Below are 23,351 nucleotides of genomic sequence, written 5' to 3' on the forward strand. Positions count from 1 at the left end.
CGTTTGCGTTAACTCACTATGAAAACGTAACCAAACTTTGTCAAATCCGCTGCCGCAGACCATTTGGAAAGCGCACGTAGGAATTATCCTAAAAATAACCGGAAAACCGAACACCTCTTGTACACAATATTCGGAATTCCGAATAGGAAAATGCTTTGCCGATGTTTTTCCAGGCGCTCTGAGCCCATGAAAATCAATAGATTGAAGATGAAAACCGACGAACGGCTGTTCTGGTACGGAATCTGCCTCTGTTAGCGCGTTACACAGCGAACTCCAGACACAAGAGAGATCAACGATGAAAGCTGCGCTTAATTCCTTCGTTCCGGGCGCTTTGGCCCTGCTGCTGTTAATGCCCGCAGGCGTCAACGCCAAGGAAGTCGAAAACCAACAGAAACTGGCCAACGTGGTGATCCTCGCCACCGGTGGCACCATCGCCGGCGCCGGCGCCAGCACCGCCAACAGCGCCACCTACCAGGCCGCCAAGGTCGGTGTCGACAAGCTGATCGCCGGCGTTCCGGAACTGGCCACCCTGGCCAATGTGCGCGGCGAACAAGTGCTGCAGATCGCTTCCGAAAGCATCAGCAACGAAAACCTGCTGCAACTGGGCAAGCGCGTTGCCGAGCTTGCCGACAGCAAGGATGTCGACGGCATCGTCATCACCCACGGTACCGACACCCTGGAAGAGACCGCCTACTTCCTCAACCTGGTAGAAAAAACCGACAAGCCAATCGTCGTGGTCGGCTCGATGCGCCCGGGCACCGCCATGTCGGCTGACGGCATGCTCAACCTGTACAACGCCGTGGCTGTTGCCAGCAACAAGGACTCGCGCGGCAAGGGCGTGCTGGTCACTATGAACGACGAGATCCAGTCGGGTCGCGACGTCAGCAAATCGGTGAACATCAAGACCGAAGCCTTCAAGAGCCAATGGGGCCCGCTGGGCATGGTCGTCGAAGGCAAGTCCTACTGGTTCCGCCTGCCGGCCAAGCGTCACACCGTCGACTCGGAATTCGACATCAAGAAAATCAGCAGCCTGCCTGCCGTCGACATCGCCTACGGTTACGGCAACGTCACCGACACCGCCTACAAGGCCCTGGCACAAAATGGCGCCAAGGCGATCATCCACGCCGGTACCGGCAATGGCTCGGTGTCTTCGAAAGTAGCCCCGACCCTGATCGACCTGCGCAAGCAAGGCGTGCAGATCATTCGTTCCTCCCACGTCAATGCCGGCGGCTTCGTGCTGCGCAACGCCGAGCAGCCTGACGACAAGAACGACTTCGTCGTCGCCCACGACCTGAACCCGCAAAAAGCCCGGATTCTGGCCATGGTTGCAATGACCAAGACCCAGGACAGCAAAGAGCTGCAGCGGATCTTCTGGGAATACTGATCGAGTAGCCCCCAAGCGCTTGCCCGCCCTGTAGGACGGGCAAGCCTGCCTCCCCTACCCTGGCAAAAAATACTTTAAACAGACCGCAGCAAATGGCGCGGTTTGCGGTCACATGCGCTCTTTCACCGACGAGCTGTTGCGAAATTGCTTACAGTAAAATACTGTATGCGCATACAGCTAAAAAAGGAACGCTTTGTGGCCACCACTTCCGCCCCTGCCAGCAGCTACGAGCAACTGGGCACCCGCATCCAGAAAATCATCAATTCCCCCACCGCACAAAAAGCCCGGGCCGCGCTGATCTTCCGCCTGGAGCACGAAACGCCTGAAGACTGGGCCACCCTGCTCGACGAAATCGCCGAGAACGACAACGTCACCCTCGCCTACCGCGATGACGGTGGCGTGCAGATTTTCTGGGTTGTGCCGAAGGAAGATTGAAAGCGCATGAGATTTCCGGTTTTTGCAGTAGCTTGTTTGTTGTTCAGTGCCACCACCGCCCACGCCGATGCACCGCGCACCTTCAGCGAAGCCAAGAAGGTCGCCTGGCGTTTATATGCGCCGCAGTCCACCGAGTTTTATTGCGGCTGCAAATACAACGGCAACAAGGTCGATTTGCAGGCCTGCGGGTATGTGCCGCGCAAAAATGCCAACCGCGCCTCGCGCATCGAGTGGGAGCATATCGTCCCGGCCTGGCAGATCGGCCACCAGCGCCAGTGCTGGCAAAGCGGCGGGCGCAAGAACTGCTCGCGCAATGACAAGGTCTACCAGCGCGCCGAGGCCGACCTGCACAACCTGGTGCCGAGCATTGGCGAGGTCAATGGCGACCGCAGCAACTTCAGTTTCGGCTGGCTGCCCGAGCAGCGTGGGCAATATGGCTCATGCCTGACCCAGGTGGACTTCAAAGCCAAGAAGGTCATGCCGCGGCCGTCCATTCGCGGCATGATTGCGCGCACCTACTTTTATATGAGCAAGCAGTACAGCCTCAAACTGTCCAAGCAGGACCGCCAGCTGTACGAAGCCTGGAACAAGACCTACCCGCCGCAGCCCTGGGAGCGCCAGCGCAACCAGCGGGTGGCTTGTGTGATGGGCCATGGCAACGAGTTCGTCGGCCCGGTCAACCTCAGCGCCTGCGGTTGAGGCTCAGGCCAGCGCCTGCAGGTAGGCGCTGGCCTGCTGGTAACGGGCCAGGCGGGCGATGTCATCGGGGCCGGGCATGGGGATGCGCGACAGGTCGCTGTTGTCGGCCAGATCAGCCAGCTTGACCACCCGCGCCAGCGGATCATCGCCGACCCGCACCACGAAGGCTTCGTAGCTTTCGTCATCGCGCCGGCTCAGCGCCTGCACGGCGGCCAGGATCTTCAGGGCGAAGCCTTCGCGGGCAAGGTCAGAGAGGGTCATCGGTGAATCCTCGAGCACGTCGTGGAGCACCGCGACAATGCGCTGCTCGGCCGTCGCCACCCTCAGCATCACCCGCAACGGGTGGAGGATATAGGCCGCTCCGCCTTTGTCGCGCTGCCCTTCATGTGCCCTCGCCGCAACCGCAATGGCCCGCTCCAGCGTAGACATATGGCCCTCCTGCTCAGCGCGGCTGGCGTCGTAGACGCGCCATGCTGTAGACATCGATCAACTCACCGTCACGCATAGCATAGTCAATCAGTTGAGAATGAATACCTCGCCCTCATAACTCTCAACCTTAATAAACTAGCGCGGGGCGTCGTGCTGGATGACGATCGAGTCGGTGCCCAGGCGCGCCATGACATCGGCTTGCTGCGCCTCGGCTTGCGCCTTGTCGGGATAAGGGCCGAGCAGCACCACCGGCTTGCCGTTGCGGTAGACCACCGAGGACGGAATCTGCTTTTCGATCAGGCGTGCGGTCATGTCGCTGAGGGCGCCCATGTTCGCGCCCTGGACGATCTCGACATCCCAGCCTTGGGGCGCAGGTTTGTCTGCCGCAGCGTCGGCGGCGCGCTGCAGGTCGGCGCCACCGCATTTTTCGCGAATGGCCAGGTTGCTGCCCTGATCGGCAATAATGAGCTGATAGTCGCCCGCGGCCTGCTTGATCGCCACGTAGCTGCGATACGGCACGAACACGCCGGCGTCGTCCTTGCCGCGCACCTGGCCGCAAATAATGCCTTGCTGGTCGAATCGCACGTTGGCGAACTTGGCTGTCTTGGGGTTCTGCAGGTGTTCGGCTACCTGCTTGTGCACGCCTTCGACTTCGTTTTCGCAACCGGCCAGAGCCAGCACCGCCATTACCACCGCCACTTTGCGCACGCGTCTATCTCCTGAATGCAAGCGGCGGATTTTAGCATTCTTGGCTGGCCTTTAGGGCCCTATCGCGGGGCAAGCCCGCTCCTACAGCTGAAATGCAAAAAGGGCGACCCTTGCGGATCGCCCTTTTTGTTACCACACAGCAGTGTGGATTTGTTTGGTAGGCACAATTGGATTCGAACCAACGACCCCCACCATGTCAAGGTGGTGCTCTAACCAACTGAGCTATGTGCCTGCTGTGGGGCGCATAATACGCAGGTCTTTAACCTTCGTAAAGCGAAATTTCATAAAAAAATCAGCAGCTTTGCTTTGCCGGCAAAAAATGCCCGCAAACAAAAAAGGCGACCCTCGCGGATCGCCTTTTTGTGTACCGCCAGCAGGGGCGGATTTGATTTGGTAGGCACAATTGGATTCGAACCAACGACCCCCACCATGTCAAGGTGGTGCTCTAACCAACTGAGCTATGTGCCTGCTGTGGGGCGCATTCTACCCAATCGCCGAAAGGTGTCAACTCTTTTTTTAACGCTAAGCCACTGAATATCAAAAGTATTTGCCAAAAGCCGGGGTAAAGGATTTTCAACACACGACTAGCGGGTGTTTATTATTATTGATAGCATCGGTACAGTCGTAAAAAATATAAAACAGAGGTTTCGCAGCATGGCCAATACCCCCTACCCTCAGTCCTACTACGCCGCATCGGCCAATCCGGTTCCGCCGCGCCCGGCGCTGCAGGAAGAGGTACAGACCGATGTCTGCGTGATCGGCGCCGGCTATACCGGCCTGTCCAGCGCCCTGTTCCTGCTGGAGAGCGGCTTCAAGGTCACCGTGCTGGAAGCTGCCAAGGTCGGCTTTGGCGCCTCGGGCCGTAATGGCGGCCAGATCGTCAACAGCTACAGCCGCGACATCGACGTCATTGAACGCACCGTCGGCCCCAAGCAGGCACAACTGCTGGGCCACATGGCCTTTGAAGGCGGGCGCATCATCCGTGAGCGCGTGGCCAAATACAACATCCAGTGCGACCTTAAAGACGGTGGCGTGTTCGCCGCCCTGACGCCCAAGCAGATGGGCCACCTGGAATCGCAAAAGCGCCTGTGGGAACGCTTCGGCCACACCCAGCTGGAGCTGATGGACCAGAAGCGCATCCGTGAAGTGGTCGATTGCGACCAGTACATCGGCGGCATGCTCGACATGAGCGGCGGCCACATCCACCCGCTGAACCTGGCCCTGGGCGAAGCTGCCGCGGTCGAGTCGCTGGGCGGCAAGATCTACGAGCAATCGCCGGCCATCCGCATCGAGCGCGGTGCCAACCCGGTGGTGCACACCCCACAAGGTAAAGTACGCGCCAAGTTCATCATCGTTGCCGGTAACGCCTACCTCGGCGGCCTGGTGCCGGAACTTGCCGCCAAGTCGATGCCATGCGGCACCCAGGTGATCACCACCGAGCCGCTGGGCGAAGAGCTTGCGCGCAGCCTGCTACCGCAAGACTACTGCGTCGAAGACTGCAACTACCTGCTCGACTACTACCGCCTGACCGGCGACAAGCGCCTGATCTTCGGCGGTGGCGTGGTGTACGGTGCGCGCGACCCGGCCAACATCGAAGCGATCATCCGCCCGAAAATGCTCAAGGCCTTCCCGCAGCTCAAGGACGTGAAGATCGACTACGCCTGGACCGGCAACTTCCTGCTGACCCTGTCGCGCCTGCCGCAAGTGGGCCGCCTGGGCGACAACATCTATTACTCCCAGGGTTGCAGTGGCCACGGCGTCACCTACACCCACCTGGCGGGCAAGGTGCTGGCCGAGGCCCTGCGTGGCCAAGCCGAGCGTTTCGATGCCTTCGCCGAGCTGCCGCACTACCCGTTCCCGGGTGGCCAACTGCTGCGTGTACCGTTCAGCGCCCTGGGCGCCTGGTACTACAGCCTGCGCGATCGTCTGGGCTTCTAAGCCCCCTGCCCGGCTCGCGCCGTCACTGCCCCAGGGCGCTGACGGCCTGCCGGGCCGCTTGTTCCTGGCCCGCCTGGGCCAGGTCATTGGCCGCTTTCAGCCAGCGCTGACGGTCAACCTGGGCCGGCAACTGGCCCGGCTGCTGCACCAGCACCGCCCAACTCCCCTGCTTTTGCCAGGCTGATTCGAAGTCATCGAACTCCATCAGCAGGCGCCGGTTCATCCCTGCCCGCAACAATACCCGCTGCTTGTAACGGTCATAGCCGACCAGCAAGGCATAGCGCGGCTCGCTCCAGAACGTCGAACCTTGCTGAAAGCGCAGCAACACCGGGTTGCCCGCCGCTACCTGCGCCAGCAAGGCGTCCAGGCGTGGTTCGAGCGGATACACGACCATGCCGTACTCGCGGCCCACCCGCGGGATCGCCTGCTCAAGCTGGTCGATGTGCTGCGGCAGGCCCAGCGATTTGTCGAGCAGCCCCGGAGTGATGCGCACCCCCTGTTGCGAGAGCAAGGCCGCCAGGGCCATCGAGGCGCTCTGGTTGGCTTCGCCACGGTAGAAAGGCACCGAGCCGATCTCGACCCGTTGCGGCAGGTTTTTCAGCTGGGATGGCGGCTGGCTGGCACAGCCGGCCAGGGCCAGGCCGAGCGCACAGGCCAGCAGCAGGCGGCGCGGGGTGAAGGCGGTTAGGGAAGTCGGTGCAGGCATGAACACTCGCTCGATGACGGCCGGCAGCCACTGCCCGGCCCTGAGCGCTGATCATAGGCTGGCGCGCGCCGTGGGTATAGCCCGTTGCAGGCTTAGAACAAAGCGGCCCAAGCCTCTAGACCATCGGTCAATAGCCTGCAACCTGCAACGGGCTAGACTGAAGACGTGTCCGCGTGGCGAGCCTCGTTGCCTTGGCGCGGATTTGAGGAGGCACACATGAGCCTGACAATGGCAATTTTGCTGCTGCTCGGCGCCTGGTTGAGCGTCGCTGCTGCCATGCTCTGGGGGGTGCTGCGCATCGCCCGGCGTCATCACCCGCACCATCGCATCCAGCCTGAAGGCAAAGACGCTGTACCGCTACGGCGCAGCCGCCGGCATGCCGGGGCGCATTAGAAATCTTTGAAAAGCATCGCGGGGCAAGCCCGCTCCCACAGTGACTGCAGGAGCGGGCTTGCCCCGCGATGGCTTTATCAGCCCTCAACCGCCTCGCGCTTCAAGCGTGCCCGGCGCGACATGATGTTGAGGATCTCGATCGCCGTCGAGAAGGCCATCGCCGCATACACATAACCCTTGGGTACATGAGCACCGAAACCTTCGGCGATCAGGGTCATGCCGATCATGATCAAGAAGCCCAGGGCCAGCATCACCACGGTCGGGTTGTCGTTGATGAAGCGGGCCAGCGGGTCGGCGGCCACCAGCATCACGATCACGGCACTGATCACGGCAATGATCATGATCGGCAGGTGCTCGGTCATGCCCACGGCGGTGATGATGCTGTCGATCGAGAAGACGATGTCGAGCACCAGGATCTGACCAATCGCCGCAGCAAAGCCCAGGGTGATGGTCGAGGACGCCTTGGCTTCAGCCTGGGCGCGCGGGTCGACACTCTCGTGGATTTCCTTGGTCGCTTTCCACAGCAGGAACAGGCCACCGGCGATGAGGATCATGTCCTTCCAGGAGAAGGTATGACCGAATACATCGACTACCGGCTCGGTCAGCTGGACGATCCAGGCCACGGTGCTGAGCAAGCCCAGGCGCATGATCAGGGCCATGCTGATACCAATGCGCCGCGCCTTGGAGCGGTACTCTTCAGGCAACTTGTTGGTCAGGATCGAGATGAAGATCAGGTTGTCGATACCGAGGACGATCTCCATGGCCACCAGGGTGGCCAGGGCGACCCAGGCGGTCGGGCTTGCAGCGAGTTCCAACAAGTATTCCATGAATCAAATCCTGCATCGGGGTAAGGGGTGGGTCAGATGTCCTGGGCGCTGGCGTCGCGCTCGGGTTTGCCTGCCTTGTCGCTGCCTTCGGAGCCGGTGGCTTCGCTCAGGGCCTGCTGGGCGGCTTCGTTGGTTTTGTCGATGGCCTCCTTGGCCGACTCCGCCGCCTGGTTGAGCATTTGCTGGGCGGACTTTTCCGCCTGCTCGCAACCACTCATGGCCAGCAGGGCCAACAGCAACACCAGGGGTGTACCGATGGATTTGAAGTGAAGCATCTGTGGGTCTCCATGCAATTAAATCGGTGCGCATTCAGGGGCACCGTGATGGCAAGGGATTCTAAAGAGCCAGATACATCAGGAAAATTCGTATTTTCAGCGGTTATACTTCGGTTTTTACGAATCGGAAAATCGCCATGCTCAATTACCGCCAGTTGCATTACTTCTGGGTAGTGGCCAAGACCGGCAGCATCGTGCGTGCCTGCGAGCAACTGAACCTGACCCCGCAGACCATCAGCGGGCAGATCACCCTGCTTGAGCAAACCTACGGCATCGAGCTGTTTCGCCGGGTCGGGCGCCAGCTGGAGCTGACCGAGAGCGGCCGGCAGACCCTGACCTACGCCGAGCAGATGTTCCAGATTGGCGGCGAGCTCGAGGCGATGCTGCGGGCCCGGCCGGATGAACAGCAGATACTGTTCCGGGTCGGGGTGGCCGATGTGGTGCCCAAGTCCATCGTCTACCGCCTGCTGGCGCCGACCATGGACATGGAAGACGCCCTGCGCCTGAGCTGCCGCGAAGACAAGCTCGAACGGCTGCTGGCAGACCTGGCGATCCAGCGCCTGGACCTGGTGATTTCCGACAGCCCCATGCCCAGCCACCTGGACATCAAGGGCTACAGCCAGAAGCTGGGTGAATGCGGCATCAGCTTTTTTGCCACACAGGCGTTGGCTGAACAGTACGGGCGCAACTTCCCGGCCTGCCTGCAACACGCGCCGCTGTTGATTCCCGGCCAGGAAACCGTGGTGCGCAGCCGCCTGCTGCGCTGGTTCGCCGAACAGCAATTACAGCCGCGGATCGTCGGTGAGTTCGACGACAGCGCCTTGATGCAGGCCTTCGGCCAATCGGGCAGCGGCATTTTCATTGCCCCCAGCGTGATCGCCGACGAGGTCTGCAAGCAGTATGGCGTCGAGCTGATCGGCCAGACCGACGCGGTCAACGAGTCGTTCTATGCCATTTCAGTGGAGCGCAAGGTCAAGCACCCGGGTATCGTCGCCATTACCGAAGGCGCCCGCCGCGAGCTGTTCAACTGGTAGCCGGCGCGGGTTCATCGTCGTTTGCAAAGGGCGCGCAGACTACACTTGCGTCCTACCGTCTGACGCAGCGCAAACACCAAATGTGCCCTGCTGTGCTAAAGTCGCGCCCTTTTTCTCGGCCCTGCCCCGCCAGGTGCCCCATGCTCCAGCGCCGTGGTTCGCCCACCGCGCCCTGAACAAGACAGAGAAACACCTGCCATGACCCCTGTTCTAAACCTGTTGAACCGCACCAGCCTGGTGGTCCAGATCATGATCGGCCTCGCTGCCGGCATTGCCCTGGCCGTGTTCGCCCCCACGACCGCCGCAAGCCTCGGCTTCGTCGGCAAGGTCTTCGTCTCCGCGCTCAAGGCGGTGGCGCCGATCCTGGTGTTCATCCTGGTCATGGCCTCGATCGCCAACCACCGTCACGGCACCGAAACCCATATCCGCCCGATCCTGGTGCTGTACCTGTTCGGCACCTTCGCCGCCGCCGTCGTCGCGGTGATTGCCAGCATGGCCTTCCCGTCCAACCTGGCGCTGAGCACCTCGGACGTTGCCTTGAGTGCTCCCGGTGGCATCACTGAAGTGCTGCAAAGCCTGCTGCTGAGCGTGGTCGACAACCCGGTGAGCGCGCTGATGAACGCCAACTTCATCGGCATCCTGGCCTGGGCCATTGGCCTGGGTGTGGCCATTCGTCACGCCGGGGAGACCACGCGCACGGTGGTTGCCGACCTGTCCAACGGCGTGACTTTGATCGTACGCGTGGTGATTCGCTTCGCGCCGCTGGGGATTTTCGGCCTGGTCGCCTCGACCCTGGCGCAGTCCGGGCTGGACGCCCTGCTCGGTTACCTGCACCTGCTGGCCGTGCTGATCGGCTGCATGCTGTTCGTGGCGCTGGTGGTCAACCCGATCATCGTGTTCTGGAAGATTCGCCGCAACCCCTTCCCATTGGTGCTGCTGTGCCTGCGTGAAAGTGGCATCACCGCCTTCTTCACCCGCAGCTCGGCGGCCAACATCCCGGTCAACATGGCCTTGAGCGAGAAACTCGGCCTGCACGAAGACACCTACTCGGTGTCGATCCCGCTGGGCGCGACCATCAACATGGCCGGCGCGGCAATCACCATCACCGTGCTGACCCTGGCTGCCGTACACACCCTGGGCATCGCCGTCGACATCCCGACCGCGATCCTGCTCAGCGTTGTCGCCGCTGTCTGCGCCTGTGGCGCCTCGGGCGTGGCCGGCGGCTCGCTGCTGCTGATCCCGCTGGCGTGCAGCCTGTTCGGCATCCCCAGCGAGATCGCCATGCAGGTGGTGGCCGTCGGTTTCATCATTGGTGTGCTGCAGGACTCGGCGGAAACCGCGCTGAACTCCTCCACCGACGTACTGTTCACCGCCGCGGCCTGCCTGGCCAAAGAGCGCCAGGCCGCCTGAGCTTGACCTGCAGCCGGTGCGTCCTGCACCGGCTGCTTGTGTTTTACCCTGTTGCGCACCTAGGCTAGAGGCCTTTCTTCGCATAGAGACAGGGCCATGTCCGCCGAACACGAAACCGCTTCCGACGCCCGCTTCACCAGCACCGAGATCCGCGTGCTCGGCTCGCTGATCGAAAAACAGGCCACCAGCCCGGAAACCTACCCGCTGACCCTCAACGCCCTGGTGCTGGCCTGCAACCAGAAGACCAGCCGGGAACCGGTCACCAACCTCAGCCAGGGCCAGGTTGGCCAGGCCCTGCGCGCGCTCGAAGGCCAGGGCCTGACCCGCCTGCAGATGGGCAGCCGCGCCGACCGCTGGGAGCAGCGCGTGGACAAGGCCCTGGAGCTGGTGCCGGCGCAGGTAACCCTGCTGGGGCTGATGTTCCTGCGCGGTCCGCAAACGGTTAACGAACTGCTGACCCGCAGCAGCCGCATGCATGAGTTCGAAGATGCCGAGCAGGTGGTGCACCAGCTTGAGCGCCTGATCGCCCGCGGCTTTGCCCTGCACCTGCCGCGCCAGGCCGGGCAGCGTGAAGATCGCTACACCCATGCGCTGGGCGATCCGGCCGAGATCGAGGCGATCCTGGCGGCGCGCCAGCAAGGGCCGGAGCGTTCGGCCGGTGGCGCGGTATCGCTGGAGCGGGTCGAAGCGCTGGAAGCACGGATTGCGGCGCTGGAAGAGCGCCTGGCGCAGTTCGAGTAACAGCATCGCGGGGTTGTGTACCATCAGACCCACTGTGGGAGCGGCGGTGCGGCGACCCGACTTGCCCCGCGATAGGTTTTACCCTTCAGCCGCGGGCAAACGCCACTGCCCGCGCCACCTGCTCCGCCGTTGGCCGCACCCCGGTGTACAGCACGAACTGCTCCAGCGCCTGCAAGGCAATCACCTCCAGCCCGGTAATCACCGGTATGCCCAGACGCTGGGCTTCGACGATCAACGGCGTCAGCGCCGGCATCGCCACCACATCGAATACCCGCTGCGCCGCCGCTATCGCCTCGGGGGCGAAGGCCAACTGTTCGGCTTCAACCCCACCGGCCATGCCGATCGGCGTGACATTGACCAGCATCGGTGGGCACAGGTCGCCCAGCTCTGCCTGCCAGCGATAGCCGCAACTGTCGGCCAGTTGCCGCCCGGCTTGTTCATTGCGGGCAACGATGATGCCCTGGCTAAAGCCGGCATCGCGCAGGGCACTGGCCACCGCCTTGGCCATGCCGCCGCTGCCGCGCAGGGCAAACGCCGTCGACGGATCCACCTGGTGACGCAGGAGCAAATGGCGCACGGCCAGGTAGTCAGTGTTATAGCCTTCCAGGTGGCCATTGGTATTGACGATGGTGTTGATCGACTCGATGACCGCCGCCGACGGGTCAATGCCGTCGACCAGGGCCAGGCAGGCTTCCTTGTAAGGCATCGACACGCCACAGCCGCGGATGCCCAGGGCACGAATACCGGCAACGGCTGCCGGCAGGTCATCGGTAGTCATGGCCTTGTAGTAGAAATCCAGATCCAGCTGCTGATACAGATGGTTGTGAAAGCGCACGCCAAAGGTGCCCGGCCGTCCCGCCAACGAGATGCACAGCTGGGTGTCTTTGCCTGGAAATGTTGCCATTGAAATCTCCTCAGGAAACGGACTGGCACTGCGCCCTCGCCCGCCGCAGACCGCTGATCGGCCCTTACATAACCTTTACTCTGAACCTGTGTGATTTTTTCGGTTCCCGCAGTCTTATAAATATCCCCGACGTCGGCGTTGTGCTGTGAGGAGTGGCTATGAACTGTCGTGGCTGATGATCACTATCAAGCGCGTTGATTTCAACCACCCGGCACTCGACGCTAAGGTAGGCCCATGACTCACGGGAGGAACCCCAATGGCCCCTATCAACATCATGTCCGTCATCGGCAGCGCCGTCCCCACCTCGCTCAGGGAGTTGGGCTTGCTGGCCTGCTGGTACCTGGTGCGCAATGGCGAAGCGATCTCCGGGCCATTGACCTCCCTGCCGGCCGCCCAGGCCCTCGCCGAGCGTCTCGAGGGCCCCGGCCTGCAAGCCTGAGGCCTGCCCACTGTTTTATCGTGCGTTGCTCCGCACAGCCCTTTGCCCCGCCCTTTGGCGGGGCTTTTTATGGGCCTCTGAAAGGCGCTTGGATTAAGTTTTTTTCATCTGCACGATAGCACCGCCCGGGCAATCGACAGGATCTGAGCCATACTCCAAAATGCAGCGGTTTTTTGGGGGAAAACCCTTGCACAGCCAACGACATAACAACTTCTAGTGAGCCTCAACGTGAAAACTTCCCTTTCGATTCTAAGCCTGCTGCTGTTGCTCACAGGTACTGCGACTGTCACGTCGACCGCTGCTGCTCAACCCCCGGCCCAGCAACAACGCGATCCAGCGAAATTGCACCTGGCCTCCGGCAGCGCCCTGCTGATCGATCTGCAAACCAACAAGGTGCTCTACGCCAACAACCCTGACCGGGTGGTGCCGATCGCTTCGGTGACCAAGCTGATGACCGGCATGGTGGTGCTCGACGCCAAGCAGAACATGGACGAGATGCTCACGGTCACCATCGCCCAGAACAAGGAAATGAAAGGGGTGTATTCGCGGGTCAAGCTGGGCAGCCAGCTCAACCGCAAGGACATGCTGCTGATCACCCTGATGTCGTCGGAAAACCGCGCGGCCTCAACCCTGGCGCACAACTACCCGGGCGGCTACAACGCCTTCATCAAGGCGATGAACGCCAAGGCCCGTGCATTAGGCATGAGCCACACCCGTTATGTTGAGCCGACGGGGCTTTCGACCAGCAACGTGTCCACTGCCCGCGACCTCAGCAAGCTGCTGATGGCGGCGCGCAACTACCCGCTGCTGAGCAGCTTGAGCACCACCCGCGAGCAGACCGTGGCGTTCAAAAAACCCAACTATACCCTGGGCTTTCGCAACACCGACCACCTGGTCAACAAGAGCAACTGGGACATCAAGCTGACCAAGACCGGCTTCACCAACGATGCCGGCCACTGCCTGGTGTTGTTGACCAAGATGGACAACCGCCCGGTGGCCATGGTGATCCTCGATGCCTTTGGCAAGTACACCCACTTTGCCGACGCCAGCCGCATGCGCCAGTGGCTTGAGACCGGCAGCACCAAGCCGGCCCCGGCAGTAGCCATGCGCTACAAGTCAGAGCGCACGCAGAACCGGCAACTGGCTGACTGAAAACAAAAGGGCCTGTGCATGCACAGGCCCTTTTTCGTTTCAGGCGTTGGTGCTGACCAACGAACCTGAGCTGCTGCCACCGGCTTCGGTCAGCGCCTTGAGCAGCGTTGCCGTGGCGCTGGCGATCGACGCCGTGGTCGCGCCCACCGCCGATTGCGCGGCAGCAACAGCGGAGGCCTTGAGGATCGGCTCCATGTCGCTGGCCAGGACTTCCTGCAAGCGTTTCTGCTGCTCGGCCAACTGCTTTTGCATTTTCTTGATCATCTCGCGCAATTGCTTGATGTGCGCCGGTTCGTCGCCGGCACTGGCTTCTTCCTTTTCCTTGGCCTCTTCGCCCTTGACGCTTTCACGCAGCTTGGACAGGTCGACGCTGACCGCGCCCGCCGCTTCCATCCCGGCCTGTCTTTCCTGGCCGGTGACGGTGATGCCGGTGTTGATGCTGCTGTTCAATGGGGTCCCGTTGATTGATACGGCGCTAAAACCTGCCATGTTTCTATCGTCCTGATGGTATTGGGGTTAACCCAGCTATCGGCCACATAGGCGCAAACTTGAACCCGGCGCCCCCCCGGATAAATTTGCCCGCACGCCACTCGTCCCTCCTGATACCCAAGCTTTGCCCACGGCACGCCTGTGCACCGGGCAAACCGCTCCGATCAGCCTAACGTCGAGATGGCAATGACCACATCCCGTTCCCGCAAAGCCCTCTACATCGGCCTGCCCCTGGCCCTGGCAGTGGCCGCTGCCAGCGCCGGCTACCTGTACTTCAAATCCCAGCACGGCTACCCGCGCCCGATCGTCGAACAGGCCAATGCCCTGCACGAGCACATGCTGTCGTTCGACAGCCATGTCACTGTGCCGCTGAACTTCGGTAACGCCGGCAACGAGATCGACAAGGACGGCCACGGCCAGTTCGATCTGGTCAAGGCCGGGCAAGGGCGTTTGTCGGGTGCGGCGTTGACCATTTTCGGCTGGCCGGAGCTGTGGAACGGCGCCAATGCCCCGCACCGCCCGACCCCGGGCTTTGTCGACGAAGCCCGGCACCAGCAGGAGGTGCGCTACAAGATCATCAGCAACATGGTCCGCGACTTCCCCAACCAGGTCGGCATTGCCTATACCCCGGATGATTTCCGGCGCCTCAATGGCGAAGGCAAGTTCGCCGTGTTCATCAGCATGCTCAACGCCTACCCGCTGGGCCACGACCTGTCACAGCTGGACCTGTGGGCCAAGCGCGGCATGCGCATGTTCGGCTTCAGCTACACCGGCAATAACGATTGGGCCGACTCCTCGCGCCCGCTGCCGTTCTTCAACGACACCGCCGACGCCCTCGGCGGCTTGTCGCCACTGGGCGAGCAGGCGGTCAAGCGCCTCAACGCGCTGGGGGTGATCATCGATGTGTCGCAGATGTCGACCCTGGCCTTGGAGGACGTCGCACGCCTGAGCCAGGCGCCGTTCGTGGCCTCGCATTCGGCGCCGCGGGCGCTGGTGGATATTCCGCGCAACCTCAGCGACAAGGAAATGCAGCTGATCAAGGACAGCGGCGGCGTCATCCAGGTGGTCGGTTTTGGCCAGTACCTCAAACCGCTGAGCAAGCCGACCCTGGACAAGCTCGAAGCCCTGCGCGTGCGCTTCGACCTGCAACCGCTGCAAGGCCTGGCCAACGCCCTGATGCCCGGCGACGCGGTAATCGCCATCTGGCCCGAGGCCCGCTTTGGCGAGTACGCCAGCAGCCTCTACGGCATCCTCGATCAAGAACCCAAAGCCACCCTCAAGGACTTTGTCGATGCCATCGACTACACGGTGAAGAAGGTCGGCATCGACCACGTTGGCATCAGCTCCGACTTCAACGACGGCGGCGGCCTGGAGGGTTTCAAGGATGTCAGCGAGATCCGCAACGTCACCGCCGAACTGCTCACCCGCGGTTACTCCGAGGCCGACATCGGCAAGCTGTGGGCCGGCAACTTCCTGCGGGTGTGGGCGCAGGTGCAAAAAACCGCCCAGCCCGTTGCCGCCACCGCCACCCCTTGAGCCGGAAGCCGCCCGCCATGACAGATCGCCGTACCTTTCTCAAGCAGGCCGGCCTGCTCGCCGCCAGCCTGCCGTTGCTACCCGAGGCGCTGGCGGCCACTGCGGCGCCGCTGAGCGGCAGCGACAAATGGCGCAACCTGCGCCAGCTGTTCCCCCTGGATCCGGACTACGCCCACTTTGCCAATTTCCTGGTCACTGCCCACCCACGCCCGGTGCAGGAAGCCATCGATTACTACCGCGCTGAAGTCGACCGCAACCCGGCCAGCCGCATGGACTGGGAGAGCCAGTACGAATGGCAGCGTGAAGGCGAGGTCCGCCAGTGGGCGGCGCGCTACCTGCAAGTCAGGCCCCGGCAGATCGCCCTGACCGGCAGCACCACCGAAGGCCTGGGGATGATTTACGGGCGCTTGCAGGTCAGCCCGCAGCAGGAAATCCTCACCACCGAACACGAGCACTATTCCACAAACCGCACCCTGGCCTTTCGCCAGCGCCACGAAGGCACCCAGGTGCGCAAGCTGCGCCTGTTCAGCCAGCCTTGGGAAATTTCCACCGACCAGGTGCTGAGCACGATCGACCAGGCCATCACCCCCAACACCCGGGTGCTGGGCATGACCTGGGTGCACTCGGGCAGCGGCGTAAAGCTGCCGGTCGGGCAGATCGGCGAGCTGGTGCGCCGGCACAACCGTGACCGCGATGAAAACCAGCGGATCATTTACGTGGTCGACGGCGTGCATGGCTTCGGTGTCGAGAACAGCACCTTCGCCGACTTCAACTGCGACTACTTCATCGCCGGCACCCATAAATGGATGTTCGGCCCGCGTGGTACCGGGATCATCTGCGCCGCCTCGGAGAAGATGCAGCACCTGACCCCGACCTTCGCCACCTTCTCCGAGGACGAAGATTTCGCCACCATCATGACCCCCGGCGGCTACCACGCCTTCGAGCACCGCTGGGCACTGGGCAAGGCCTTCGAGCTGCACCTGCAACTGGGCAAGGCCGATGTCCAGGCGCGCATCCACCAGCTCAACGACCTGCTCAAGCAGCGGCTCAAAGAGCACAAGGCCATCGAACTGGTCACCCCGCTCAGCAGCGAACACTCGGCGGGCTTCACCTTCTTCAGGGTCAAGGAACGCAACGCCGATGCCATCGCCGCTTACCTGGTCGACAACCGGGTAATGGTCGACGCCGTGTCGCGCGACGTCGGCCCGGTGATTCGCTTCGCTCCGGGCCTGCTCAACAACGAGCAGGAAATCGATCGGGCCATGGCCCTGCTGATCAAAAAACTCTGAAAAGGCCTTCGCATGTCTTCACCACTGCTCTACCCGCTATCCGTACTCGCGCTGCTGACCAGCATCGCCAGCGCCCAGGCCGCCGACGCGGTACAACCGGGCAAGGTCTTTCGCGACTGTAAAAGCAGCTGCCCGGAAATGGTCATGCTGCCGGCCGGCCGTTACACCATGGGCACCCCGGACGACGAAGTCGGCCGCCAGCCCGACGAAGGCCCCCAACACACCGTGACCTTCGCCAAGCCGTTCGCGGTCAGCCGCTACCAGGTAACTGCCGGTGAATGGGACGCCTACCTGCGCGAGTCCGGGGCCAAGATTGCCGACGGCGACACCCGCCCGGGCCGCGAGTGCAAGGCCAGCAAGCCGCGCTACCAGCAAGGCCCGCGACAACCGGCGGTGTGCATGAGCTATCACGATGCCCAGGCCTATGCCGACTGGCTGACGAAAAAGACCGGCAAGCGCTACCAGTTGATCAGCGAAGCACAGCGCGAATACGCCGCCCGCGCCGGCAGCAACGGGCCGTTCCCGTTCGACATGGACCCGGACGGCGACTACCAGATCAGCCGCAACGCCAACGTCTACGGGCCCAGGGACGGCTTCAGTTTCAGCTCGCCGGTGGGCAGCTACCCGGCCAACGCCTTTGGTGTGTACGACATGCACGGCAACGTCTACGAATGGGTCGCCGACTGTTATCACGACAGCTACGAAGGCGCCCCGAACGACGGCAGTGCCTGGCAGCAGGCCGACTGCAAGGTGGTGGTGATTCGTGGCAACGACTGGGGCGAGGCGCCGATTTTCTCGCGCTCCGGCAACCGCAACGCCAACCTGCCAGGCAACCGCGGAGACTGGATTGGCGTACGCCTGGTCCGCGAACCGTGACGGGCCAACGGCGCTAAATTGTCCCGCAAGCCACTCGTCCTATCGTTGTAATCCCCAAGCCCCGGGGGCCGCCTTCGAGGCTATCGGCCCCGACACTGAAGGAACCGATAGCATGAGCCAGATCCATTTCCCCCAGAAGGTCCACGACCTCGTCGGCGTGGGCTTCGGCCCTTCCAATCTGGCCCTGGCCATTGCCCTGGAAGAGCTCGCGCAAACCAATGGTCACGCGCTGGATGCGCTGTTCATCGACAAGCAGCTGGACTACCGCTGGCACGGCAACACCCTGGCGACCCAGAGCGAACTGCAAATTTCCTTTCTCAAGGACCTGGTGTCGCTGCGCAACCCCACCAGCCCCTACAGCTTCGTCAATTACCTGCACCAGAAGCAGCGCCTGGTCGACTTCATCAACCTCGGCACCTTCTATCCCTGCCGCCTGGAGTACAACGACTACCTGCGCTGGGCCGCCGAGCACTTCGCCACGCAGGCCAGCTACGGCGAAGAAGTACTGCGCATTGAGCCGGTGCTCGACAGCGGCCGGATCCGCCACCTGAAGGTCATTTCGCGTGACGCACAGGGCCAGGAGCATGGCCGCCTGACCCGCTCGGTGGTCGTCGGCAGTGGCGGCACACCGAAAGTCCCCGGCATCTTTGCGGCCTTCAAGGACGATCCGCGAGTCTTCCACCATTCTCGCTACCTCAGCAGCCTGGCCGGCTTGCCCTGCACCGAAGGCAAACCCATGCGCATTGCGATCATCGGCTCGGGGCAAAGCGCCGCGGAAGCCTTCATCGATCTGAACGACAGCTTTGCGTCGGTCAAGGTCGACATGATCGTGCGCGCCTCGGCGCTCAAGCCGGCCGACGATAGCCCCTTCGTCAACGAAGTCTTCGCCCCTGTGTACACCGACCTGGTGTTCAACCAGAGCAGCCCGGAGCGCAAGAAGCTGATTGATGAATATCACAACACCAACTATTCGGTCGTTGATATCGACCTGCTCGAACGCATCTACGGCATCCTCTATCGCCAGAAGGTCGCCCATCAGTTCCGTCACGCCGTGCTCTGCCGCCGCCAGGTGCAGGCGGCCACCGCCACGGCCGATGGCATCGAGCTGACCCTGGAAGACCTCTCGACCGGGCAACAGCAGACCCATCGTTACGATGCCGTGATCCTCGCCACCGGCTACGAGCGCCGCTCGCACCGCGAGCTGCTGGCACCGCTACAAGACTACCTGGAGGACTACAGCGTCGGCCGCGACTACCGCGCCCTGGCCAGTAGCGACCTGCAGGCCGCGGTGTACTTGCAGGGTTTCTGTGAAGCCACCCATGGCCTGAGCGACACCTTGCTCTCGGTGCTGCCGATTCGCGCGGCCGAAATTGGCCAGTCGCTGTACGACACCCTGGGCAAGCAGGCAGTACCTGCTTTTGCCACTTCCCATGCGCCGACTGCGCTGACCAGCGCCTGAGCCAGGAACCCTTCATGAGCAAGCAATACCGTGGCGCAATGCGCGAGCTGTTGGCGCTGTTGCGCCCTTTCTGGCCGCAGGTGGTCGTGTCGATTGTTCTGGGCATGATCGGTGGCTTGAGTGTCACCGCCTTGCTGGCGACCATCAACGATGGCCTGCACAGCCCGCAAGGCCTTGGCCCGTCGCTGATTGCCAGTTTCGCCGGGCTGTGTGTGGTGGCGTTACTGAGCTCGATTCTGTCCGATATCGGCAGCAACCGCATCGGTCAGAAGATCATCGCCAACCTGCGCAAGGAGCTGGGGGAAAAGGTCCTCAGCGCCCCGATCGGGCAGATCGAACGCTACCGCAGCCATCGCTTGATTCCGGTGCTGACCCACGACATCGATACCATCAGCTCGTTCGCCTTCGCCTTTGCGCCCCTGGCCATTTCCCTGACCGTGACCCTGGGCTGCCTGGGTTACCTGGCAATGCTGTCCTGGCCAATGTTTGTCATGATGCTGCTGGCAATCGGCATCGGCACGGTGATCCAGTACGTGGCCAGGGCTCGTGGCATCAAGGGCTTCATGGCCGCTCGCGAAGCCGAGGATGAACTGCAGAAACACTACAGTGCGATCGCCGAGGGCGCCAAGGAGCTGCGCATCCACCGCCCCCGGCGCCAGCGCATGTTCGTCGCGGGGATACAAAAGGTTGCCGAGCATATCTGCAATACCCAGATTCGCTCGATCAATACTTTCGTGATTGCCAAAAGCCTCGGCTCGATGCTGTTCTTCGTGGTCATCGGCCTGGCCCTGGCCCTGCAGTCGTTCTGGCCGAGCGCCGACAAAGCGGTAATGAGTGGCTTCGTGCTGGTGTTGCTGTACATGAAGGGGCCGCTGGAGCATCTGGTCAGCACCCTGCCCATAGTCAGCCGGGCGCAGATCGCCTTTCGCCGGATCGCCGAGTTGTCCGAGCAGTTTTCATCGCCCGAGCCGCACCTGCTGCTCAGCGACCAGGGCGCGCCGACAGTGAGCGTCGAGCGCCTGCAACTGCTTGATGTCTGTCACAGCTACCCGACCCGGGACGGCTGCGCGCCCTTTCACCTGGGGCCGGTCAACCTGGATATCCGCCAGGGCGACATTGTCTTCATCGTCGGCGAAAACGGCTGCGGCAAGACCACGCTGATCAAGCTGTTACTGGGGCTCTACCCGCCACAGCAAGGCCAGATCCGCCTCAACGGCGAGGTCATCGACGATCGCGCCCGCGATGACTACCGGCAACTCTTCACCACCATTTTTGCTGACTATTACCTGTTCGACGACCTGGTCAATGACGGCCTGCAGGTACCTGCCCAGGCCTCGCAATACCTGGAACGCCTGGAGATCGCTCACAAAGTCAGTATCCGTGACGGCGCCTTCAGCACCACCGACCTGTCGACCGGGCAACGCAAGCGCCTGGCACTGGTCAATGCCTGGATCGAAGAGCGCCCGGTGCTGGTGTTCGATGAATGGGCCGCCGACCAGGACCCGACGTTCCGGCGCATTTTCTACACCGAGCTGTTGCCCGACCTCAAGCGCCTGGGCAAGACCATCATCGTCATTTCCCACGACGACCGTTACTTCGATATCGCCGATCAACTGATCCGGATGAAGAACGGACAAGTCGTGGCCGAACGTGCCATGGCTTGAAAAAGAAAAAAGTTTTCCGGATTTGGCCTGCTAGAGCGTCTTACAAAAAATACTAATCATTCTCACTTGTTTGCCTTCGCGCTGGAGCCTCCGTTGACCACTGCATACCGCTTGCCACCCTTCACCAGGGCTTTGCTGATTCGTCGGACTTTAACCAGGCCACTGGCACTGAGCAGCCTGGTCGGCCTCAGCGCCCTGGCTGTCACTGCCCAGGCCCATGCGCAGATGGTCGCGTTTGCAATTCCAGCGCAATCGCTGGCCAGCGCCCTGCAGGCGTTCGGCACCCAGGCCAACATCCAGATTCTCTACAGCCCCGACGACGTCGCCGGGCTTAGAAGCCGCGCACTGAACGGCACCAAGGAGCCTGCCCAGGCGATTGCCGAACTGCTCGGCGGGACCAGCGTGCGCTACAACCTGCAAGGCGATGTGCTGACCATCCATGGCAACAAGGGCGGCGCCGACCTGACCCTGGATGCCACCACGGTCAACAGCTCATCCCTGGGCCTTACCACTGAGGGCACCGGGTCCTACACCACCGGTGAAACCAGTACGGCGACCAAGATGAACCTGTCGCTGCGCAAGACCCCGCAGTCTGTCAGCGTAATCACCCGTCAGCAGATCGAAGACCAAGGGCTGTTGAGCATCGCCGATGTGCTCAACCAGACGCCCGGGGTGACGGTCAGCCAGGACAATACCGAGGTCAATACCTTTTATTCCCGCGGCTTTGAGATTTCCAACTTTCAGTTCGACGGCCTGCCCAGCCTCAGCACCAACGCCCCGTTGCGCGACAACTACGGTTTGATCGGCACCGCCATTTATGACCGTATCGAGATCCTGCGCGGCTCGGCCGGCTTGCTCAATGGCACCGGCTACCCGTCGGGCGTGGTCAACTTCGTGCGCAAAAAACCGACCGCGCAGTTCCAGGGGCATGTGACCGCCGGCGCGGGCAGCTGGGACCAGTACCGCACCGAAGTCGACCTGTCCGGCCCGTTGACCGACAGCAAGCATATTCGTGGCCGAATGGTGGCTGCCACTCAGGATGAAAAAAGCTACATCGACTACCTGCGTCGTGAAGACCACGTGTTCTACGGCATCATCGAGGCCGACCTGTCCGACAGCACCACCTTCGCTTTCGGCATGGACTATCAGAAAGGCAATGCCGACGGCTCGACCAACTCCAACCTGCCGGCGTTCTACACCAACGGCGCGACGGTCAAGCCGTCGCGTTCGACCAACTCCGGGGCAAAATGGTCGTACAGCAACACCGAAACCCAACGCTACTTCGCCAACATCGAACACCATTTTGAAAATGACTGGCTGCTCAAGGTCGAGACCAATTTCCGCCGCTATGACGTCGACAACCTCACCGCCACCGCCAACGGCCAGATCGACGCGGTCACCCACTCGGCCAACGCCTTTACCAGCAAGTACTACTCGACCTCCAAGGAAGTCGACGTAGCGGCTTATGCCACCGGCCCTTTCCAGCTGTTCGGGCGCACCCATGAAATGGTCATGGGCCTGAACTGGGCACGCAACGAAAACGAATCTGGTACCCATTCGTTCGGCAGTTACAAGATCGATGACTTTTTCAACTGGGACAACAATCCGCTCAAGCCCAGCAAACTGCTGTTCACCGTGCCTTACGACACCGTTGCCCGTGAGCGTGCCGGGTACTTTGCGACCATCCTCAAACCGACTGACCGGCTGAACGTGATTCTCGGTTCACGGGTCACCGACCACTACTGGAACCAGGATGGTTTCAACCCGTTGCTGCCCAACCCCAACACCCATTACAACTCCCGCGAAAGTGGCGTGGTCACCCCCTACGCGGGCATCACCTATGACCTGGACGACTACCACACCGTTTACGCAAGCTACGCCGATATCTTCAAACCGCAACCGTTCAACCCCGATCGCAACGGCACGCCGCTGGAGCCACTGACCGGTGAAAGCTACGAAGTGGGGATCAAGGGCGAATACTACGAGGGCCGCCTGAACGCCAGCCTCGCGCTGTTCACCTCCAAGCAGGACAACGTCGCCGAAGCCGACGGCCTGCGTGTGGACATTCCCAACGCCACGGCTTACAAGGCGGTGTCAGGCGCTACCACCAAAGGCTTTGAAATCGAAGTCTCGGGTGAACTGCTTCCCGACTGGAATGTTCATGGTGGCTACACCTACCGCACCTCCGAAGACAAGGACGGCAACAAGGTCAGCACCACCCAGCCTGAACAGATTGCCCGGTTCGCAACCACCTATCGCCTGCCCGGCCTGCTCAACCGCATGACAGTGGGTGGCAACGTCTCGTGGCAGAGCAATATCTACTACGACACCACCCTGGGCTTTGGCCCCGGCGCAATCCCCGCCCGCTTCGACCAGAAGGGCTACACCCTGGTCGGCCTGCTGGCCGGTTACGATTTCAGTGACAACCTGCGCGGCAACATCAACCTCAACAACCTGACCGACCGCAAGTACTTCAGCGGCATGGGCTCCTACGGTTCGACCTTCTACGGCGAGCCGCGCAATGTGATGGCCAGCCTCAAGTATTCGTTCTGATCCAGGGCACA

The 23,351-nt window shown here is 61.9% G+C and carries 22 protein-coding genes, 2 tRNA genes and 1 pseudogene; 16 read left to right on the plus strand and 9 right to left on the minus strand.

Annotated elements, in window-relative coordinates; translation table 11 throughout:
* Positions 1-295 precede the first annotated feature (295 nt).
* From LOY54_RS17810 to LOY54_RS17820, 3 genes are all read left to right on the plus strand, one after another.
* Positions 296-1,384 (plus strand): asparaginase, encoded by a 1,089-nt coding sequence (locus LOY54_RS17810; protein WP_038994567.1) that lies wholly within the window; start codon positions 296-298, stop codon positions 1,382-1,384.
* 165 nt (positions 1,385-1,549) lie between these two features.
* Positions 1,550-1,819: a DUF1654 domain-containing protein gene (locus LOY54_RS17815; protein ID WP_045194563.1), complete on the plus strand. Its 270-nt coding sequence runs from the start codon at positions 1,550-1,552 to the stop codon at positions 1,817-1,819.
* Between the two features lie 6 nt (positions 1,820-1,825).
* Complete coding sequence (locus LOY54_RS17820) at positions 1,826-2,518, plus strand: endonuclease I family protein (protein WP_258607443.1); 693 nt, start codon at positions 1,826-1,828, stop codon at positions 2,516-2,518.
* Positions 2,519-2,521: 3 nt separating this feature from the next.
* Here the strand turns inward: LOY54_RS17820 and LOY54_RS17825 are convergent, their stop codons facing one another.
* The 4 genes from LOY54_RS17825 to LOY54_RS17840 form a co-directional block, all read right to left on the minus strand.
* A complete protein-coding gene (locus LOY54_RS17825) occupies positions 2,522-2,947 on the minus strand; it encodes a GTP pyrophosphokinase (RefSeq protein ID WP_258610730.1) in 426 nt (141 codons plus the stop codon).
* A 135-nt stretch (positions 2,948-3,082) separates the two neighbouring features.
* On the minus strand, positions 3,083-3,655 hold the full coding sequence (locus tag LOY54_RS17830; RefSeq protein WP_093381124.1) for an SPOR domain-containing protein: 573 nt from the start codon (positions 3,653-3,655) through the stop codon (positions 3,083-3,085).
* Positions 3,656-3,810: 155 nt separating this feature from the next.
* Positions 3,811-3,887, minus strand: a tRNA-Val gene (locus tag LOY54_RS17835).
* 159 nt (positions 3,888-4,046) lie between these two features.
* Positions 4,047-4,123, minus strand: a tRNA-Val gene (locus LOY54_RS17840).
* Between the two features lie 186 nt (positions 4,124-4,309).
* On the opposite strand from LOY54_RS17840, the gene LOY54_RS17845 reads away from it, so the two are divergent.
* The gene (locus tag LOY54_RS17845) at positions 4,310-5,593 is read left to right on the plus strand and encodes an FAD-binding oxidoreductase (protein WP_045194571.1); all 1,284 of its coding nucleotides are present in this window, start codon (positions 4,310-4,312) and stop codon (positions 5,591-5,593) included.
* Positions 5,594-5,615: 22 nt separating this feature from the next.
* Here the strand turns inward: LOY54_RS17845 and LOY54_RS17850 are convergent.
* Positions 5,616-6,354, minus strand: a pseudogene (locus tag LOY54_RS17850) (peptidase C39 family protein).
* A 161-nt stretch (positions 6,355-6,515) separates the two neighbouring features.
* On the opposite strand from LOY54_RS17850, the gene LOY54_RS17855 reads away from it, so the two are divergent.
* Positions 6,516-6,692 (plus strand): hypothetical protein, encoded by a 177-nt coding sequence (locus LOY54_RS17855; RefSeq protein WP_177329140.1) that lies wholly within the window; start codon positions 6,516-6,518, stop codon positions 6,690-6,692.
* Between the two features lie 77 nt (positions 6,693-6,769).
* On the opposite strand, the gene LOY54_RS17860 is transcribed toward LOY54_RS17855, so the two are convergent.
* On the minus strand, positions 6,770-7,519 hold the full coding sequence (locus tag LOY54_RS17860; protein ID WP_045194575.1) for a TerC family protein: 750 nt from the start codon (positions 7,517-7,519) through the stop codon (positions 6,770-6,772).
* A gap of 32 nt (positions 7,520-7,551) precedes the next feature.
* Positions 7,552-7,794 carry a hypothetical protein gene (locus tag LOY54_RS17865; RefSeq protein WP_045194576.1) on the minus strand — a complete coding sequence of 81 codons (243 nt, stop codon included), beginning with the start codon at positions 7,792-7,794 and terminating at the stop codon, positions 7,552-7,554.
* A gap of 137 nt (positions 7,795-7,931) precedes the next feature.
* Here LOY54_RS17865 and nhaR point away from each other — a divergent pair, with 137 nt between their 5' ends.
* The 3 genes from nhaR (at position 7,932) to LOY54_RS17880 (ending at position 10,979) form a co-directional block, all read left to right on the plus strand.
* A complete protein-coding gene (gene nhaR, locus LOY54_RS17870; RefSeq protein WP_045194578.1) occupies positions 7,932-8,828 on the plus strand; it encodes a transcriptional activator NhaR in 897 nt (298 codons plus the stop codon).
* A gap of 198 nt (positions 8,829-9,026) precedes the next feature.
* Positions 9,027-10,238 (plus strand): serine/threonine transporter SstT, encoded by a 1,212-nt coding sequence (sstT, locus tag LOY54_RS17875; protein WP_258607444.1) that lies wholly within the window; start codon positions 9,027-9,029, stop codon positions 10,236-10,238.
* A 96-nt stretch (positions 10,239-10,334) separates the two neighbouring features.
* Complete coding sequence (locus tag LOY54_RS17880) at positions 10,335-10,979, plus strand: YceH family protein (RefSeq protein ID WP_258607445.1); 645 nt, start codon at positions 10,335-10,337, stop codon at positions 10,977-10,979.
* An 85-nt stretch (positions 10,980-11,064) separates the two neighbouring features.
* Here LOY54_RS17880 and LOY54_RS17885 read toward each other — a convergent pair whose 3' ends face one another.
* On the minus strand, positions 11,065-11,883 hold the full coding sequence (locus LOY54_RS17885; RefSeq protein WP_045194586.1) for a shikimate 5-dehydrogenase: 819 nt from the start codon (positions 11,881-11,883) through the stop codon (positions 11,065-11,067).
* A 256-nt stretch (positions 11,884-12,139) separates the two neighbouring features.
* Here LOY54_RS17885 and LOY54_RS17890 point away from each other — a divergent pair, with 256 nt between their 5' ends.
* Together LOY54_RS17890 and pbpG are read left to right on the plus strand one after the other, a co-directional pair.
* Entirely contained in the window at positions 12,140-12,322 is a 183-nt protein-coding gene (locus LOY54_RS17890; RefSeq protein ID WP_093381111.1) for a hypothetical protein, read from the plus strand.
* A gap of 228 nt (positions 12,323-12,550) precedes the next feature.
* The gene (gene pbpG, locus LOY54_RS17895; protein ID WP_082075415.1) at positions 12,551-13,474 is read left to right on the plus strand and encodes a D-alanyl-D-alanine endopeptidase; all 924 of its coding nucleotides are present in this window, start codon (positions 12,551-12,553) and stop codon (positions 13,472-13,474) included.
* A gap of 39 nt (positions 13,475-13,513) precedes the next feature.
* On the opposite strand, the gene LOY54_RS17900 is transcribed toward pbpG, so the two are convergent.
* Positions 13,514-13,924 carry a hypothetical protein gene (locus tag LOY54_RS17900; RefSeq protein WP_258607446.1) on the minus strand — a complete coding sequence of 137 codons (411 nt, stop codon included), beginning with the start codon at positions 13,922-13,924 and terminating at the stop codon, positions 13,514-13,516.
* Positions 13,925-14,149: 225 nt separating this feature from the next.
* Here LOY54_RS17900 and pvdM point away from each other — a divergent pair, with 225 nt between their 5' ends.
* From pvdM to LOY54_RS17930, 6 genes are all read left to right on the plus strand, one after another.
* Positions 14,150-15,499, plus strand: coding sequence for a pyoverdine-tailoring dipeptidase-like protein PvdM (gene pvdM / locus LOY54_RS17905; protein WP_258607447.1), 1,350 nt, complete (start codon positions 14,150-14,152; stop codon positions 15,497-15,499).
* A gap of 17 nt (positions 15,500-15,516) precedes the next feature.
* Positions 15,517-16,788 (plus strand): aminotransferase class V-fold PLP-dependent enzyme, encoded by a 1,272-nt coding sequence (locus LOY54_RS17910; RefSeq protein ID WP_258607448.1) that lies wholly within the window; start codon positions 15,517-15,519, stop codon positions 16,786-16,788.
* Between the two features lie 12 nt (positions 16,789-16,800).
* Complete coding sequence (locus tag LOY54_RS17915; protein ID WP_045194593.1) at positions 16,801-17,664, plus strand: formylglycine-generating enzyme family protein; 864 nt, start codon at positions 16,801-16,803, stop codon at positions 17,662-17,664.
* Between the two features lie 112 nt (positions 17,665-17,776).
* Complete coding sequence (locus LOY54_RS17920) at positions 17,777-19,123, plus strand: lysine N(6)-hydroxylase/L-ornithine N(5)-oxygenase family protein (RefSeq protein WP_045194596.1); 1,347 nt, start codon at positions 17,777-17,779, stop codon at positions 19,121-19,123.
* A gap of 14 nt (positions 19,124-19,137) precedes the next feature.
* The gene (locus tag LOY54_RS17925; RefSeq protein WP_123565538.1) at positions 19,138-20,787 is read left to right on the plus strand and encodes a cyclic peptide export ABC transporter; all 1,650 of its coding nucleotides are present in this window, start codon (positions 19,138-19,140) and stop codon (positions 20,785-20,787) included.
* A 93-nt stretch (positions 20,788-20,880) separates the two neighbouring features.
* The gene (locus LOY54_RS17930) at positions 20,881-23,340 is read left to right on the plus strand and encodes a TonB-dependent siderophore receptor (protein ID WP_258607450.1); all 2,460 of its coding nucleotides are present in this window, start codon (positions 20,881-20,883) and stop codon (positions 23,338-23,340) included.
* The last annotated feature ends 11 nt before the right edge of the window (positions 23,341-23,351 follow it).

This window comes from Pseudomonas sp. B21-032, assembly GCF_024748965.1.
GTDB lineage: Bacteria > Pseudomonadota > Gammaproteobacteria > Pseudomonadales > Pseudomonadaceae > Aquipseudomonas.